This window comes from Nocardia paucivorans NBRC 100373, assembly GCF_000308675.1.
In the GTDB taxonomy this organism is placed as follows: Bacteria; Actinomycetota; Actinomycetes; order Mycobacteriales; family Mycobacteriaceae; genus Nocardia; species Nocardia paucivorans.
In genome coordinates, this window is record NZ_BAGE01000128.1 from 54,364 (window position 1) to 68,891 (window position 14,528).

The 14,528-nt window shown below is 67.0% G+C and carries 12 protein-coding genes; 9 read left to right on the plus strand and 3 right to left on the minus strand.

Annotation, left to right across the window (positions count from 1 at the left end; genetic code table 11):
• Window positions 1-4: 4 nt before the first annotated feature.
• A complete protein-coding gene (locus ON32_RS26320) occupies window positions 5-1,009 on the minus strand; it encodes a helix-turn-helix transcriptional regulator (protein ID WP_051133732.1) in 1,005 nt (334 codons plus the stop codon).
• 62 nt (window positions 1,010-1,071) lie between these two features.
• Between ON32_RS26320 and ON32_RS26325 the strand changes: the two genes are divergently transcribed.
• The 4 genes from ON32_RS26325 (at window position 1,072) to ON32_RS26340 (ending at window position 7,662) form a co-directional block, all read left to right on the plus strand.
• Window positions 1,072-3,309: an ATP-binding cassette domain-containing protein gene (locus tag ON32_RS26325; RefSeq protein WP_040793724.1), complete on the plus strand. Its 2,238-nt coding sequence runs from the start codon at window positions 1,072-1,074 to the stop codon at window positions 3,307-3,309.
• A gap of 234 nt (window positions 3,310-3,543) precedes the next feature.
• Complete coding sequence (locus ON32_RS26330) at window positions 3,544-4,269, plus strand: hypothetical protein (RefSeq protein WP_157224385.1); 726 nt, start codon at window positions 3,544-3,546, stop codon at window positions 4,267-4,269.
• 106 nt (window positions 4,270-4,375) lie between these two features.
• A complete protein-coding gene (locus tag ON32_RS26335) occupies window positions 4,376-5,701 on the plus strand; it encodes an alpha/beta-hydrolase family protein (RefSeq protein ID WP_245551304.1) in 1,326 nt (441 codons plus the stop codon).
• A gap of 224 nt (window positions 5,702-5,925) precedes the next feature.
• The gene (locus tag ON32_RS26340; RefSeq protein WP_245551305.1) at window positions 5,926-7,662 is read left to right on the plus strand and encodes a DUF3556 domain-containing protein; all 1,737 of its coding nucleotides are present in this window, start codon (window positions 5,926-5,928) and stop codon (window positions 7,660-7,662) included.
• 296 nt (window positions 7,663-7,958) lie between these two features.
• Here ON32_RS26340 and ON32_RS26345 read toward each other — a convergent pair whose 3' ends face one another.
• Together ON32_RS26345 and ON32_RS26350 are read right to left on the minus strand one after the other, a co-directional pair.
• Window positions 7,959-8,660 carry a dienelactone hydrolase family protein gene (locus ON32_RS26345; RefSeq protein ID WP_040793795.1) on the minus strand — a complete coding sequence of 234 codons (702 nt, stop codon included), beginning with the start codon at window positions 8,658-8,660 and terminating at the stop codon, window positions 7,959-7,961.
• Between the two features lie 297 nt (window positions 8,661-8,957).
• Entirely contained in the window at window positions 8,958-9,335 is a 378-nt protein-coding gene (locus tag ON32_RS26350) for a PepSY domain-containing protein (protein WP_040793725.1), read from the minus strand.
• A gap of 119 nt (window positions 9,336-9,454) precedes the next feature.
• On the opposite strand from ON32_RS26350, the gene ON32_RS26355 reads away from it, so the two are divergent.
• The 5 genes from ON32_RS26355 to ON32_RS26375 all read left to right on the plus strand — a co-directional run bounded on the left by ON32_RS26355 (window position 9,455) and on the right by ON32_RS26375 (window position 14,483).
• A complete protein-coding gene (locus tag ON32_RS26355) occupies window positions 9,455-10,132 on the plus strand; it encodes a response regulator (RefSeq protein WP_040793726.1) in 678 nt (225 codons plus the stop codon).
• Window positions 10,125-11,723 (plus strand): sensor histidine kinase, encoded by a 1,599-nt coding sequence (locus tag ON32_RS26360; protein WP_040793727.1) that lies wholly within the window; start codon window positions 10,125-10,127, stop codon window positions 11,721-11,723. Before ON32_RS26355 ends, ON32_RS26360 begins: the two co-directional genes overlap by 8 nt.
• Window positions 11,724-11,868: 145 nt before the next feature.
• On the plus strand, window positions 11,869-12,585 hold the full coding sequence (locus tag ON32_RS26365; protein WP_040793796.1) for an MBL fold metallo-hydrolase: 717 nt from the start codon (window positions 11,869-11,871) through the stop codon (window positions 12,583-12,585).
• 137 nt (window positions 12,586-12,722) lie between these two features.
• Window positions 12,723-13,748 carry an NADP-dependent oxidoreductase gene (locus ON32_RS26370; RefSeq protein WP_040793728.1) on the plus strand — a complete coding sequence of 342 codons (1,026 nt, stop codon included), beginning with the start codon at window positions 12,723-12,725 and terminating at the stop codon, window positions 13,746-13,748.
• Between the two features lie 54 nt (window positions 13,749-13,802).
• Window positions 13,803-14,483 carry an HAD family hydrolase gene (locus ON32_RS26375; protein WP_040793729.1) on the plus strand — a complete coding sequence of 227 codons (681 nt, stop codon included), beginning with the start codon at window positions 13,803-13,805 and terminating at the stop codon, window positions 14,481-14,483.
• The last annotated feature ends 45 nt before the right edge of the window (window positions 14,484-14,528 follow it).

A 14,528-nucleotide genomic window follows, 5' to 3' on the forward strand; every position in this document is an offset into this window, starting at 1 on the left:
CGCGCTATCGGACGGTTTCGTCGACCCGGCACCGCGGGTCCTCGTTCCTCGGATCGCCCGCGGCGCGTTCCAGTCGAGTGGCGAACCGTCGGCATGCCGTCCGGAATGCGGCGGGTTCGTGAATGGTGAAGTCGGCGTCGAGGAAAGCGAGGTTCAGCACGAGCCACTGCCAGGAGTCGAGCATGACCAGGGCCCGGGTGCTGGTCCGAGTGATGGGTACGAGCTCCACATCCTGCTCCCGGAGGACATCTGCCACCGCGGCCAGCGGTGCGTCGATGGTCAACTCGACGCGCTGTCGCTGTCGGTCGAGCCCACGACGGAGGTAGTCGAAGCCCGTGTCGGCGGGTAGGGGGCGGGGGGTGAAGGTTCGGTTGCGGTCTCGGAGATCGGTGATGCGGTCGGTGCGGAAGACCCGCCAGTCGTGTTTGTCGATATCCCAGGCAAGTAGATACCAGCGCAGGCGGTGGCCGATCTGCCGATGGGGTTCGACCCGCCGCGTCGTGGTGGGGCCGGTGCAGGGGGAGTAATCGAAGGTGACGATATGCCGGTGGTGGATCGCGTCGGCGAGCGTGCTCACCGTCTCGGTGTCGGGGCTGGGAGCGGGGACACGTCCGGTTTCGAGGCCGGTGCGCAGAGCCGTGGCCCGAGCGCGGAGACGTTTGGGCAGGTATTGATCGACCTTGCCGTAGGCGCGGGTCGCCGCGTCGTCGAGGCTGCCCGCATCGGCGCTGCCGGTCGACGCGAGGGTGGCCAGTCCCAGCAGGATCGCCAGGGCCTCGTCGTCCTCGAGCAGAAGCGGTGGCATGGTGCTTCCGGCCGCGAGCCGGTAGTAACCGCCCGGTCCGGGACGGGTCTGCACCGGATAGCCGTAGTCGCGCAACCGGTCGACATCGCGGCGGAGTGTGCGCGGGGCGACACCGAGTCGCAGCGCCAGTTCGTCACCGGTGAACGTCCTCCCCGTTTGCAGTGCCGCCAAGAGGGCGAGGACTCGTTGCGTGACATCGGCCATGACCGCATTCTCGTCGGAATCGCGGACATTTTCCGGCCACATCTGTTCGTAGCGTCGTGCTCATGTCGCAGCGCAGTATTCGTATTCGCGGGGCCCGAACCAACAATTTGAAATCTGTGGACATCGACGTGCCGCGGGGACGGTTGGTGGTTTTCGTGGGACCATCCGGTTCGGGTAAGTCGTCGTTGGTGTTCGACACGATCGCCGCCGAGGCCGGTTATCAGCTCAACGAGACGTTTCCGCCCTTCACCCGGAATCGGCTGCCGAAATGGACGCGTCCGGAGGTTGACGAGATCGATGGGCTTTCCTCGGCGGTGGTCATCGATCAACGGCGTCTCGGCGGAAACGCCCGCTCCACCGTGGGAACCATCACGGATGCGTGGACCTATCTGCGGCTTCTGTTCTCCCGGGTGAGCACCCCGTATGTCGGGGATTCGAACCACTTCTCCTTCAACGACCCCGCCGGGATGTGCCCTACGTGTTCCGGACTCGGCGAGGTGGTCGTCAGTGCCGTCGAGCGATTCCTCGACCTGGACAAATCATTGCGGGAGGGGGCGATTCTGGTGCCCGGTTTCGGTTACGGGGGCTACTGGGATTCCCACTATGCCGATATCGGCGCCTTCGATATCGACACCCCTCTGCGCGACTGGTCCCCGGCCGAGCGCGACGCCCTCCTGTTCGGCGGGGAATACTTCGCGCGTCGGGGCATGCGGACGCCGAAGAACTACGAAGGTGTCGTCGAACGATTCGAACGCATCTACCTGCACACCGCCGACAACCTGTCCGAACGCAAACAGGAAACCCTCGCCCGCTTCACCCGTTCCGACGTATGCCCGGAGTGTCGGGGCGATAGGCTCGCATCGGCCGCCCGGACCGCCACCGTGCTCGGCCACACCATCGGGGAGATGGCGCGAATGGAAATCGGCGAACTCGCCGAACTGGTGCCGAAAGTGACCGAGGCGAGTGTGGCACCGGTCGTGGCGGCCTTGACGGACAGGCTGGACGCCATGGTCACCATCGGCCTCGGATACCTGCACCTCGGCCGCGCCACCACTACCCTGTCCGGGGGCGAGGCGCAGCGCGTCAAGACCGTCAAACATCTGAGCAGCGGGTTGATCGAGATGCTCTACATCTTCGACGAACCCACCGTCGGTCTACACCCCGGCGATATCTCCGCCATGACCACCCTGCTCGAGCGGCTGCGCGACAAGGGCAACAGCGTCCTCGTCGTCGAGCACGATCCCGCGGTCATGGCCATCGCCGACCAGATCATCGAGATCGGTCCCGGCGCGGGCGATCAGGGCGGCGCCCTCGTCTTCCAGGGCACCTTCGCCGAGCTCCGCCGCGCCGACACACCCACGGCGACGGCCTTGGCGAAATACCGACCCATCAAGGACAGGCCCCGGACACCGCGCGGCAGCATTCGGCTCGCCGATGCCCGCCGCAACAACCTCGCGAACGTGACGGTCGATATCCCGACCGGGGTGATGACCGTGCTCACCGGTGTCGCGGGCTCGGGGAAGTCCAGCCTCGCGGCCGAACTCGTCGCCCGGCACGACGCCGTCGTCATCGATCAGAAACCCGTCGGCACCACCCGGCGTTCGACCCCCATCACCTACACCGGTATCGCCACGCCCATCCGCAAGTTGTTCGCCCGGCGCAACAATGTTCCGGCCGCCCTGTTCAGCGCCAACTCCGAAGGAGCCTGCCCGGACTGCAAGGGGCTCGGCATCATCTACACCGACCTGGCATTCATGGAGGGACAGGAGACGGTCTGCGAATCCTGCCGCGGTCGTCGTTTCATCCCGGAAGTGTTGCGGCACAAGGTCGACGGGCTCTCCATCGCCGATATCGATGACCTCACGGTCGCCGAAGCCCTCGCCCGCCTGAACGATCCGACGATTTCACGGGCCCTCACCCATCTCGACGAGGTGGGCCTCGGTTATCTGAGGCTCGGGCAGCCTCTGACCACTCTCTCCGGTGGCGAATGCCAACGTGTCAAGATCGCCCGGGAACTCCGCGCCGCCGCCGGTTCGACACTATACGTTCTCGACGAACCCACCACCGGCCTTCATCCGGGTGATATCGACACCCTGTTGGACGTTCTCGACGCGCTCACCGATCGTGGTCACACCGTGGTCGTCATCGAACACAACCTCGATGTCATCCGACAGGCCGACTGGCTCATCGATCTAGGGCCGGGAGCCGGAAAACACGGTGGCCGAATCCTCTATCAGGGACCGGTGGCGGGCATCACCGGCACCGCTACCGCCCGGGCGCTGCACGAGTCGGTCGTATAACCGAGGGACGGCTCGGGCACGGTGATGTTGTGGTCGTGTCCGGCGCTCGGTTCCAGGTCGGGCGAGGAGAAACCTGTGGTTATGCGCCGTTCGGGCAATACATCTCATACCGTGGGGTGAGTTCCGGGGCCTACATCGGAGGTAGCCGGTGACCCGTCTCGGCTCGAAGAAGTGGAGTAAAAGCCCTCCCGAGCGGGACGGCCGCGAACGCCCGGAATTCCTAACGTCCGGTTCATGGCTCTGTCGAAGAACGCCACTCACCGGACGCGTCACCGGGATTCACGGCATATGCTCCTCGCCATCGCCGTGCTCGCCGGGACGGGCACGATTCTGTCCGTTCCCACGGCCGAGGCAGCCGATTTCGCTCCCACGCCCACCCCGGTGGCAACGGCCGTGCGGGCGTTGGCCTCCGGCGCGCCGGAGGCGGCCGCGGCGATACCGGGCGATTTCCGAGTTGTCACCGGGTATCGACCGGAGATGATCGACGGCGTGCCGGCCGCCCCGCACGGCTCGTGCTCGTCACCGGTGCCCCTACCGGCGGAATTCGAACCCGCCTGTAAGGCACACGATCTCGGCTACGACCTGTTGCGCTACGCCGGACACCGCGGCGACGTGCTCGGCCCTTGGGCCCGGCAGGCGCTGGACCAGGCCCTGACCGACCGCATGCGGGCGGCCTGCGCCCACCGCCCGGACCTCCTGCCCCGAGTGCGCTGCACGGTGATGGCGGAGGTGGCCACGGTCGCCGTCGATCTCAACTCGAGGCGGCAGGGGTATGGGCTCCCGGTGGTGGAGCGCTTCGTCCCGCTCGAGATGGCTGCCCATCTACTGCCGCGTGTGCTCGTCGTACTCGTGCCGCTACTCGCCGTCTTCCTGATGCTTCGCGGGTCGGCCGTGCCGCGACCGTGCGCGTGGGTCCGTGCCGAGGCCCATCCGGCACCCGGTGGGGGACCTCGTGACTGACGCAGCACCGACACGACCTTCGGCCATCGCCCTTCTCCCGCTGTTGCGCTCGGGCACCGGCATTTCTCGTTCGTTCCGGGGTCGGTTGTCGTGGCGATGGCCACGAGTGGGGACCACTCTCGCCGTCGGTCTCGGCGTCCTGGTTTCCCTGACTCCCGGTCTCCTGCCCCGGACATCCACGACCCAGGCCGTGCTCACCGGTTCACTGGTCGCCGGCGCGCTCGCGGGGACGGGCCTCGTCCGGCGCGTGCTACGGCGCGGCGCCGGTGCGAAGAGTTCGGTGGGCCGCCGATGTCTCGTTCTGGTCGTCACGGTGATCGCCGTCCTCGTCATGGTGATTCGCGCCGATGCCTGGCAGAACACGCTGCGGGCCGCCATGGGTGTCGACCCGATCGGACCGGGGTACTGGATGCGCTGGGGTGTGGGCACGGCTTTGTTCATCGGGTCGCCGGTTCTGGTGAGTCGTGGCGTCCGACGGTTGTGGCAGTGGGTGGGATGGCCCCGAGCGACGGTGACGACCGTGGTCGTGGGGCTGCTGGTGGCGTTGTTCGGGATGCCCGTCCTGGTGGGTCGAGGTCAGGGCGCGTATGCCGCCGGGCACGCTTCGGCCGACCCGAATACGGTCCGACCGACCGCGTTCACCCGTTCCGGGAGCGCCGAATCGTTGGTGGGTTGGGCTTCGCTCGGCCGGGAGGGACAACGATTCGTCACGAGCGGTCCACCCGGTGCGGTGCGGGTGTATGTCGGACTGCGGTCGGCGCCGGATCCGGCCGGTCGCGCCGAGCTGGCGGTCCGGGAACTGGAACGAACCGGTGGTTTCGACCGGTCGCATCTGGTGATCGCCGTGCCCACCGGCTCGGGATGGGTGGACGCCCGCGCACTGGAAGGCTTCGGCATGCGTTTCGACGGTGATGTCGCGGTGGTCGCGTTACAGTACTCCGCTGCCCCGAGCTGGGCCACCTTCGTTTTCGGTCGTCGGGCCGCCGCGGATTCCGCGCGGGCACTGTTCACCGCCGTCGAGGAATATGCCGCCACCCTGCCGCGGCCACCACGGCTGTATCTGTACGGGCAGAGTTTGGGCGCATTCGGTGGCAGTGCGGTCTTCACCGATCCTGTCGAACAGAACCGTCGAGTGTGCGCGGCGCTGTGGGCCGGGAAACCGGGCGGTGGGGGTCCGGCGCCCGGGGCGCGTACGGCCGTACTGGCGAATGTCTCCGATCCGGTGGTGCACTGGTCGCCGGCGCTGCTGTGGCATCCGCCGGATCTGAGCGCGACCCGACGTGATGCTCCCGTTCCCCGTTGGCTGCCGGTGATGAGCTTTCTCCAGACCACCGCCGATCTGCTCGGGGCGCTGGACGCGCCTCCCGGACATGGACACCGATACGGTGTCGACCAGGGCACCGCCCTGCCCACCTGCGACCGAACCGGGTGACCCGACGGACACGCTTGTTTTCACCCGGAGGCGGAGGTGGGAGTGCGATGATCGAGGGAGTCGATTGGTCGGTCACGGTTGTGATCCCGTCCGACACGGTGTCCGCGGATGGTCTCCGACCAACGAAAGGCACCTGTAGTAGGGCGGATTCGCTACGAAAAGGTGTTCTCACAACTGATTGATCGGAACACGGGATCGGGTGCGTAGTGGGCGGAACGGATCGGTTGTTCAGCATTCTCCGGCCGGAACTGCCGGTGGTCGACGTCGCCGAGTGGAGCAAGGGCACCCGAGCGGAGAAGATCCGCCCGATGGCCCGACACTGGGCCGAGGTGGGTTTCGGCACACCGGTGGCGCTGCATCTGTGCTATGTCGCCAAGATCTGTCTCTACATCCTGGGCGGTTGGCTGTTCGCGCTGACCACCGCAGGTATCGACGGGTTCACCGATGTGGGCTCGTGGTGGTCGGAGCCGATCGTCTTCCAAAAGGTCGTGTTCTTCACGATGCTGTTCGAGGTCATGGGGTTCGGTTGTGGGTTCGGGCCGTTGAACAACCGGTTCTTCCCGCCGATGGGTTCGATCCTGTACTGGCTGCGACCCGACACCATCCGATTGCCGCCCTGGCCGGAGCGGGTGCCGTTCACCCGTGGTACGACCCGCACCCTATTCGATGTGCTGCTGTACGCGGCCCTGCTGACCGCGCTGCTGGTGGCGCTGGTGTCGGACGGGACCGGTCCGGTTCCGGCGCTCGATACGACCGTCGGGGTGCTACCGCTATGGGAGAGCGCGGTGGTGCTCGGCCTGCTCGCGGTACTCGGTTTACGCGACAAGGTCATCTTCTTGGCCGCGCGCGGGGAGGTGTACGGGGCGCTCGCCGTCACCTTCCTCTTCGGTGGCGCGGAGATGATCGTCGCCGCCAAGGCCGTATTCGTCGTCATCTGGATCGGCGCGGCGGTGTCGAAGCTGAACAAGCATTTCCCGTTCGTGGTGTCGACGATGATGTCCAATAGTCCCGTGGTGCGGCCCCGCGCCGTCAAACGTCTGTTCTTCGAACGATTCCCCGACGATCTGCGCCCGGGACGGTTGTCGCGGTTGCTCGCCCACAGCGGCACCGCGGTCGAGATGTGTGCGCCTTTGGTGCTCTTCGCCGCGCACGGCGGGTGGCCTACCGCCGTGGCCGCCACCGCCCTTATCTGTTTCCATCTGGTGATTCTCACGGCCATTCCGATGGGTGTGCCGCTCGAGTGGAATGTCTTCATGATCTTCGGAGTGCTGACGCTGTTCGTCGCGCATGCGGATGTGGGCGTCGCCGAGGTGTCCGCTCCGATGCCCGTGGTGTTGCTACCGCTCGTGCTCGCGGTCGTGGTGATCGTGGGAAACCTGTTCCCGCACAAGGTGTCGTTCCTGCCCGGTATGCGGTACTACGCCGGTAACTGGGACACCACCCTGTGGTGCATCAAACCCTCGGCCGATGCGAAGATCCGCGCCGGGATCGTCGCCGTCGCGGCCATGCCCGCCGCGCAACTCGAACGATATTACGGTGGTCGGGAAGCGGCCCAGATCCCGCTGTATCTGGGTTATGCCTTCCGGGCGTTCAACACCCATGGCAGGGCGCTGTTCACACTGGCCCACCGCGCGATGGCCGACCGGAACGAGGACGATTACACCCTCACCGACGGGGAACGGATCTGCTCCACGGCCGTGGGCTGGAACTTCGGCGACGGCCACCTGCACGACGAACAGCTGATCACCGCCCTTCAGCAGCGCTGCGGATTCGAACCCGGCGAGGTGCGAGTGGTGCTGCTGGACGCCCAACCCATTCATCGACGGACCCAGCAGTACCGTCTCGTGGACGCGGCAACCGGCGAATTCGAACGTGGGTATGTGCGCGTCGCCGATATGGTCGTCCGCCAGCCGTGGGATGACGACGTCCCGGTATATCCCACAGTGCGGCGGAAACCCTAGCGCTGGTATCGGACCCCACCGAGGACCACGGGGAGACGCACCGCTTCGGCGGTGGGGCGGCCAGTGCCTCGGCGAGGCGGCGGTCGAGCAAGGCCGGATCCGCCGGGGCGCCCACCCGCACCGCCCGTGGCGTGGCCCGCGGTCGCTCCAGCAGGGACGCACTGCGTATCGCGCTGGAATGGGGGGCTGATCGACGCGATCACCGTCGCGACGGAGGGAACACGGATCGGGTGCGGCGACGAACTACCGGGTGCGGCGGGCGGGTTTGCGGAACGATTTTGTCTTTCTGATGGAAGTCATTGTTCCGCAGTATCTTTCAGGTGTTTGTCGAAGAAGGCGAAGACGCGCCGCCAGGCGTCGCCGGTCGCCTCCTCGTTGTAGCCGAGGCCGGTCACCCGCAGCAGCGGCTCGACGGGCAGCCGGTTGGCGAAGGCATGGGTGACGCCCGGGTAGGTCTTCACATCGTGGTCCACGCCGTAGCGGTCCAGCACCTGCTCCAGCTTGCGGGCACGCCCGATGTTGATCGGGTCCAGCCGGCCGTAGGAGGCGACGATGGGGCAGCTGCCGCGTAGCATTTCCGCGTAGTCGCCGCGGCTGGTCGGATAGAAGGGGGCGGCGGCATCGAAACCGCGAGGCGCCGTCAAGAGGGCGAATCCGCCGCCCATACAGAAACCGGCCACCGCGACCCGACCCGTGCACGAGGGGTCCTCGCGCAATCGGCGGAGAGCGGCGAGGATATCGCGCACCGCCTTGCCCTCGCCGGTGAACATCAGATCGCGGAAGACACCGGGGATACAGCGGACCCCGCGGGCGAACAGGTCGGGTGCGATGGCCAGATACCCGTGGTCGGCGAGCATCCGGGTGTTGCGACGGATATCGGCGGACAGGCCGACCGCGTCGTGCATCAGGACCACCCCGGGCCACGGCCCGGTGCCCTCCGGGGTTTCCAGCTGGGCCGCGATATCGCCGTCGGGGGCGGACAACTGGATCATCGTCATCGCCGGTTCGCCTTCCACTCGGTCCAGGAATCTCGCGGACAACAGCGTCCGAGAAGTCTGTCCGGAAAGTCTAGGCCGGGACGTTCCTCGGCTGCCGTATTCGACGGGGCGGCGTCGACACCGATCACCGTGTGCTCTCGGTATTTCACCGACCGCGACGAAAAACTCCGGCGGCGGTGTGCCGCGCCGGAGTCCGATATCGTCGTTTCCCGTCCACCGGCGGTGGCCACCCCCTCGTCATGGTGGCCATCGGGTGAACCTGCCCGCACCACGGAACCGGGTGATATCCCGGTCGGCTCAGTCGTGGTCGATGGCGCCGAGGACGTCGCCGGTGTTCGCGTCGATGGTCACCTCGTACTCCACCCCGGTAGGAGATACCACTTCCACCTCCCACACCGGGGTGCGGTCTTCGGTGTCGAACTCGGCCGAGACCGCCGTACTGCCCGGAACCGCCGCCACCGCGGCGTCCATGGCCTGCTGCCGGTCGATACCGGGGTCGGCGACCAACAACCACTCGCCGATCGGCCGGTCGAGCGCGACGGCGCCGCTGTGCGGTTCGTCGCCGAGGGCGATTGTGGCGACGCCGATACCGGCGCCGGCCACGACGGCTGCGACCACGGCGCCGACGAGAAGCCAACGAAGCCCGGCGACCGCCTGACGGAAAATACTTGCCATGGTGAAACCTCCTGTGAGGGTGTGCGTCCCGAATGTGGCCACCACTGTGGCAGGGCGAAGCTGAAGGCGACCTGAAGTCACCTGAAGAACGTTTCAGCAAGGTTTGACACCCTGGAGGGATGCGTCTGCTGATCGTGGAGGATGAGAAGCGTCTTGCGCTCGCGCTGGCGAAAGGCTTGACCGCCGAGGGTTTCGCCGTGGACGTCGTGCACGACGGTCTCGAGGGCCTGCATCGGGCCACCGAGGACGACTACGACCTGATCATTCTCGACATCATGTTGCCCGGGATGAACGGCTACCGGGTGTGCGCCGCCCTGCGGGCCGCCGGTCGGGAGATGCCGGTGCTGATGCTCACCGCCAAGGATGGGGAATACGACGAGGCCGAAGGCCTGGACACCGGCGCCGACGACTACATCTGCAAGCCGTTCTCGTATGTGGTGCTGCTCGCGCGTATCCGCGCCCTGCTTCGTCGGCGTACTCGTGGTGGTACGCCGGTGCTGCGCGTCGGTGATCTCGTCGTGGACCCGGGCAGCCACACGTGTCGTCGCGGCGATCGGGAGATCACACTCACCGCCAAGGAATTCGCGGTGCTGGAGCACCTGGCCGTGCGAGCGGGTGAGGTGGTCTCCAAAAGCGATATCCTGCAACATGTTTGGGACTTCGCCTACGATGGTGATCCGAATATCGTCGAGGTGTACATCAGCGCCCTGCGCCGCAAGATCGACGCGCCCTTCGGATGCCGAACCATCCTGACGGTTCGCGGCGCGGGCTACCGATTGGCGGCCGATCGTGGCTGAGCGGACACGCGGTAGGGGAGCGTGGTGGAGTTCGGTTCGGGCGCGCACCACAACGGCGGCCACGGTTGTCGTCGCGGTGGCATTGACGGCCACCGGGCTGATCGTGCTCACGGCGCTGCGCGACAATCTGGTCGAGAGCGCGAGCATGCAGGCGGAGAAAACCGCCCACGATATCGCCACCCAACTCGAAGCGGGAACCGACCTCGCGCAGCTGCGGCTGCCCGACCCCGATGACGAGCCGGTCCAGGTCGTTTCGATCGATGGGCAGGTTCTGGCTGCCGAGAGTGATCTGCGCGGTCGAGGCCCGATGGCGGATTTCGGACCGTACTCGACCGCGGCGGCCCATGGAGAGGCCGCGGCCGGCCGGGACGATGACGAAGCAGAAGAGGACGACGACGATGACGACGAGGACGATGACGACGAGGACGATGACGACGAGGACGGCACCGAGGAGGACTCGGCAGGCGTTGTGGCCGGAAACGGTACGGATATCGGCGCGAACGCTTCCGCGCGGTCGTTGATCGGCCGGTCGGTCGTCACCAACGTCACGCCCGTCACCACCGACGCGGTATTCGGTGATGTGCGGTTGACCGTGGGTGATAGCGGTCCTGACAATTTCCGGGTCGCCGCGCTCGCGGCCTCTGCTCCCGACGGACAACCGGTCACCATCTACGCGGGTGCGTCCTTGGACACCGCCGACAGCGCGCTCGCCGATGTGCGGCGGGCCATGCTGATCGGCCTACCGTTGCTACTGGCCGTGGTCGCCGTGGTGACCTGGCTGGTCACCCGCCGCGCGCTGCGTCCCGTGGAGGCCATCCGGTCCGAGCTCGCCGAGATCATGCACGGGGACCTGTCCCGACGCGTCCCCGAACCGGCCTCCCGCGACGAGATCGCCCGACTCGCCGCCACCACCAACGACACCCTCGCGGCATTGGAGGAATCCTCGGAACGGCAACGCCGGTTCATCGCCGACGCCGCCCACGAGCTGCGCAGCCCCATTGCCAGTTTGCGCACCCAACTCGAGGTGGCCCAGGCCCATCCGGAGCTGCTCGAGCTGGACGGGCTGCTCGGGGACACCGTGCGGTTGGAACATCTCGCGGCCGACCTGCTGCTTCTGGCCCGACTCGACGCGGGCGAACAGCCCCGGTCGGACCAGGTGGACCTGGTGGAACTGATCGCCGACGAGCTGGCGCATCGCGTGGGTGATCGCATCCCGGTCACCACGGCACTGCCCGACGAACAGGTGATGGTGACCGGAAGCCGCGCTCAACTCGCCCGCGTCCTGGGCAATCTCATCGACAATGCGCAACGTCATGCCGCGACGACGGTGCGGGTGGCGCTCGAGCACACGGCCGGTACGGTCGTTGTCGAGGTCGTCGACGACGGACCCGGGGTGCCGGAAGGCGATCGGGAACGGATCTTCCAGCGTTTCGTCCGCCTCGACGATGCCCGCAGCAGGGACGAGGGCGGTGCCGGTCTCGGCCTTGCCATCGTGCGTGATGTGGTCGAACGCCACGACGGCACCATTCGGGTCGACGCAGACGCATCCGGTGGTGCACGCTTCATCGTCGAACTCCCGCCGGCACGGTGATCCGGACCGAGCTACCACCCGGAGCTTCGCCGGTTCGTGCATTGCACCCGATTCGGCGGCTCTGCGGTAGTAGGCTGTGCGTTCGGCGCCCGAGGGCGCGTTCGACGAACATCGGTGGGGGGACGGCATCGACCAGGGGCTCGCTATGGAAACTCGAACGGACGAGATCGCCGACGGGATCTATCGGTTCTCCACCTTCGTCCCCGAGGTGGGACCCACAGGGTTCACCTTCAACCAGTTCTTCGTCGACGCCGAGGAGCCGTTGCTGTTCCATGCCGGAATGCGGTGGCTGTTCCCCGCGGTGTCGGAGGCGATAGCGCGTATCAGACCGGTCGAGCAGCTGCGATGGCTCACCTTCGGCCATGTGGAGGCCGACGAATGCGGGGCGATGAACCTGTTTCTGGCCGCCGCGCCCAACGCCCAGGTGGCACATGGGGTGGTGGGGTGTGAGGTCTCGCTCGACGATCTGGCCGACCGGCGGCCTCGGCGGTTGGCCGATGGCGAGGTGCTCGATCTCGGCGGTCGTCGAGTGCGGCATCTGGACACTCCGCACGCCCCGCACAACTGGGAGGCGCGGGTGTTGTACGAGGAAACCACCGGGGTGCTGTTCTGCGGCGACCTGATGACACAGCTCGGCAACGGTCCGGCGTTGACCGAGACCGATCTCGTGGAACCCGCGATCCTCGCCGAGGATGTTTTCCACCAGACATCGTTGGGGCCGGCCGTACCCGCGACGCTGCGTCGACTCGCGGAGCTGCGGCCGACCACGCTGGCCATCATGCACGGTTCCAGTTTCACCGGCGACGGCGCCGCGGCGTTGCGCGATCTCGCCACCGCCTACGAGGAACGGTTGACCGCCTGACCGCGGCGCCGCGGCCCATCACCGTATCGCCGGTCTTCCCGTGGGCTGGGATGGTCCGGAGCCGCATGCTCGTAACATCACCTGTCGAAGCATGACGGACCGATTGGTCTGCATCGGCGGAACGGAATCGAGGCGCGGTGGGCGAGAAGAACCGGCAATGGGTATTGGCGCGACGACCGGTGGGCAACCGATACGCGGACGCGGTGGAACTGCGGGAGGGGGAAACATCGGAGCTGAACGCCGGTGATGTCCTGATTCGTAATATCTATTTCTCCCTCGACGCCGGCACCCGCATGTGGATGGGGCCGCGCGAGGACTCGTATTCGCCTCCCACGCCTCTGGGTTCACCGGTTATCAGTACTGTGCTCGGCACGGTGGTGGACTCCCGGCACCCCGACTATCGCGCGGGCGATCTGGTCCGGGCATATGGACAGTGGGCGGATTTCTCGATATCGCGCCCCGACGAGGTGTATGTCGAGCGGGTCTCCCGGACCCTCGACGATCCGCGTCAGCACCTGGGCGTGTTCGGCGCGAACGGCTGGACCGCCTATCTGGGAGTGCTCGAATACGGCGAGGCCCGACCGGGCGACACCTTCGTCGTCTCGGCGGCGTCGGGGGTCACCGGGGCACTGGCCGGGCAGATCGCCAAATTGCACGGCTGCCGGGTCGTCGGCATCACCGGCTCCCCGGAGAAATGCGCATGGCTCACCGACGAACTCGGGTTCGACGCGGCCATCGACCGCCGGACCGGTGATCTACCGCAGGCGTTGCGCGCCGCCTGCCCGGACGGAGTGGATGTCTACTTCGACAATGTCGGTGGCAGCGTGCTCGACGATGTGCTGGGACAGATGGCTCTGTTCGGCCGGGTCGCCGTCTGTGGTCTGCTGGTGCACTACGACCGCGACGAACCCGCGCCCGGGCCGCGCCGTTTCGATCAGATCCTGATGAAACGACTCACCATGCGTGGATTCTTCTCCCCGGACTTCTACCATCGCGGACCGGACCTCAATCGCCGGATGCGCCCCTGGTACGACCAGGGCGAACTGCGGATGGAATTCGATGTGACCCAAGGGCTGGAGAACACCCTCGACGCCTATGCGCGACTGTTCACCGGCGAGAAGGTGGGCAAGGCGCTGGTCCAGGTCGGCGAACTCGACGACTGACCGCCCCGCCCACGGGTCCCGATTGGGCGCCGGGCGGGCGGGTAATCGGCGATCATGCCCGACATCGATCACCTGGGTGCGGTGCTGTTCGATATCGACGGCACCCTCGTCGACTCCAACTATCTGCACGTCCACGCCTGGTCCCGAGCCTTCCACGAGGTCGGTGCGGCGGTGGATGCCTGGCGGGTGCACCGCTGTGTGGGTATGGACGGGTCACTGTTGGTGGACACGTTGCTCCCGGACGCCGATGAGGAGACCGCACAGCGGGCGAAGGACCTGCACCTGCGCTACTACCTGGATTCCCGCCCGCTCATGCGGCGCATCACCGGAGCCCGGGAACTGCTCGACCGTGTGGCCGAGAGCGGGTTGACGGTGGTGTTGGCGACCTCCGCCCCGCAGGACGAACTCGTCGTTCTGCGGGAGGTCCTCGGCGGTGCGGAGGTGGTGTCGGCGCAGACCTCCGGCGAGGATGTCGAAACGGCCAAACCACGGCCCGATATCGTGCGTATCGCCCTGGACCGCTCCGGTGCCGGGGCCACCGAGGCGATTTTCGTCGGCGACACCGTATGGGACGCCGAGGCGTGCCGACGCGCCGGGGTGCCTTTCCTCGGGTTCCGCTGCGGTGGGGTCGGCGAGGCGGAACTACGTGATGCGGGTGCGCGGGCGGTCTACGCGGATCCCGCCGAGCTGCTCGCCCGGTTCGACGACAGTCCGATCGCCGAGCTGATCCGGTGACTCCGCCTGTCGGTTCCGTGGTTGTCGACGCGGCGGGAGGATGAT